The following is a 2,301-nucleotide window of genomic DNA, read 5'->3' on the forward strand; positions in this document are numbered from 1 at the left end:
CCGACCCCGGCCGGGCCCCCGGACGGGCGCCGGCGGCGGGCGGTGCGGTCCTTCCGACCGGCGGTCAGGCCTCCGGAGCGGGGGTCACGTCCCGGAGCAGGTGGGTGAAGGCGGCCTCGTCCAGCACCGGGGTGCCGTACGTCTTCGCCCGCGTCACCTTGCCCGTCGCCGACTCCGGGTCGTTGGTGACCAGCAGGCTGGTCAGCCGGGAGACGCTGCCCGCGATGTGCAGCCCGGCTTCGACCGCGCGGTCCTCCAGCAGTTCGCGGTCGACGGAGGTGTCCCCGGAGAACGCCACCCGCATGCCCTGCACCAGCGGGCCCCCCGGCTCGTAGCGCCCGGGGTTGGGGTAGGGGCAGGCGGGACGCCGCCGGGCCGGCCGCCAGCTGCGGGCGGCGTACCCACCGGACCCGCCGGACCCGCCGGGGCGGGCGGTGTCCGTCCACTCGGTGAGCGGCTGGCAGGCCAGCAGCGGCAGCCGGACCCCGCCGCGGGCCGCCAGGTGCAGACTGGGCCGGAACGCCTCCGCCAGCACCCTGGCGTCGTCCAGGGCGTGGTGCGCCCGCTGCTGGACGACGCCGTAGTGCGCGGCGAGCGACTCCAGTTTGTGGTTCGGCAGCGGCAGGTCCAGTTCCTTGGCGAGCGCTATCGTGCACAGCCGCTGCCGCACCGGCGGTGTGCGGGTGGCGCGGGCGTACTCCCGGGCGATCATCGTCCAGTCGAAGACGGCGTTGTGCGCGACCAGCACCCGGCCGTCCAACCGTCCGGCGAACTCCTCGGCGATGTCCGCGAACAGTGGGGCGTCCGCCAGCATCTCGCTGGTGAGTCCGTGGATCCAGGTGGGTCCGGGGTCGCGTTGCGGGTTGACGGGGGAGTACCAGTGGTCCTCCACGTCTCCGCGCGCGTCCAGACGGTAGACGGCCGCGGACACGATCCGGTCGTCCCGGGCGAGTCCGGTGGTCTCCACGTCCACCACCGCGTAACCCTCGGGATACCCGGCGGGCCATGCGTGGGGGGCGGCCTGCTGCGCGGGGATGTGCGAGGCGGCTGCCGTCTGGTCTTCGAGCATGGTCCCAGAGGATACGGGCCGTCACTGACAGCCTCGGCGGCACGGTGCCGTCCCGCCCTTCGCCGGGGCGCCGCTTCCCGGCGGGCCGTCAGGTGCGCCGCCCGGGTGCGGGGTTGACGATCCGTCCGAGTCTTTGTCCCGATCTGAACGGTTTTCCCGGGGCGCGCCACCGCGGCTGGCCGCCCCACCCGTCGTCTCGCGGTGGTTCGGCCCGGCGGGGGTGCGACGGAGGCCTTACCGGGTCTTTGGTGACGGAACGGACAAGCGGCCGTTGCTGACGACTCGTCTCGCATACTTGTCGGTAACAGCCTCTAGCCCTGGTCGTCCGGCGCCTCTACCGTGCCGGTATGCCGACGACTGCGCTTCCCGATGTCGTGTTGTGGTCCATTCCGGCCTTCGTCCTGCTCACCGTCGTGGAGATGGTGAGCTACCGGTTCCACCCGGACGAGGACGCCGCCGGGTACGAGACCAAGGACGCGGCCACCAGCATCACCATGGGGCTGGGCAGCCTGCTGTTCGACGCCCTGTGGAAGATCCCGATCCTCGCCGTCTACGTGGCCGTCTACGAGTTGTCGCCGCTCGAGGTGCCCGTCCTGTGGTGGACGATCCCGCTGATGCTGCTCGGCCAGGACTTCTTCTACTACTGGTCGCACCGCGGCCACCACGTCGTCCGCATGTTGTGGGCCTGCCACGTGGTGCACCACTCCAGCCGGAAGTTCAACCTCACCACCGCGCTGCGCCAGCCCTGGACCTCGTTGACGGTCTGGCCGTTCTACCTGCCGCTGGTGGCGCTGGGCGTGCATCCGGCGGCGTTGGCGTTCTGCTCCTCCGTCAATCTGGTGTACCAGTTCTGGATCCACACCGAGCGGGTCGGAAAGCTGCCCGGGCCCCTGGAGTTCGTGCTCAACACCCCTTCGCACCACCGGGTGCACCACGCTTCGCAGGGCGGCTACCTGGACCGGAACTTCGGCGGCATCCTCATCGTCTGGGACCGGGTCTTCGGCTCGTTCGCGCCCGAGACCGAGCCGTGCGTCTACGGCCTCACCAAGAACATCAACACCCACAACCCGCTGCGGGTCGCCACCCACGAGTACGTGGCGATCGGCCGGGACCTGCGGGCGGCGGGAAGCTGGTCCGAACGGGCCGGGCGGTTGCTGCGAGGCCCCGGCTGGCAGCCGGCCGCCCGTCCCGCCGCGACGCCCCCTGCCACTGCCTCCGCGACCGCTCCCGCG

The 2,301-nt window shown here is 71.9% G+C and carries 2 protein-coding genes; one reads left to right on the plus strand and one right to left on the minus strand.

Going from position 1 to position 2,301, the window contains the following annotated elements; genetic code table 11:
* Window positions 1-64: 64 nt before the first annotated feature.
* Window positions 65-1,069 carry a DEDDh family exonuclease gene (locus ACYVE9_RS23520; protein WP_461029896.1) on the minus strand — a complete coding sequence of 335 codons (1,005 nt, stop codon included), beginning with the start codon at window positions 1,067-1,069 and terminating at the stop codon, window positions 65-67.
* A gap of 347 nt (window positions 1,070-1,416) precedes the next feature.
* Between ACYVE9_RS23520 and ACYVE9_RS23525 the strand changes: the two genes are divergently transcribed.
* On the plus strand, window positions 1,417-2,301 hold an 885-nt coding region (locus ACYVE9_RS23525; protein ID WP_461029897.1), incomplete at its 3' end, for a sterol desaturase family protein.

The organism is Streptomyces sparsus, assembly GCF_054776295.1.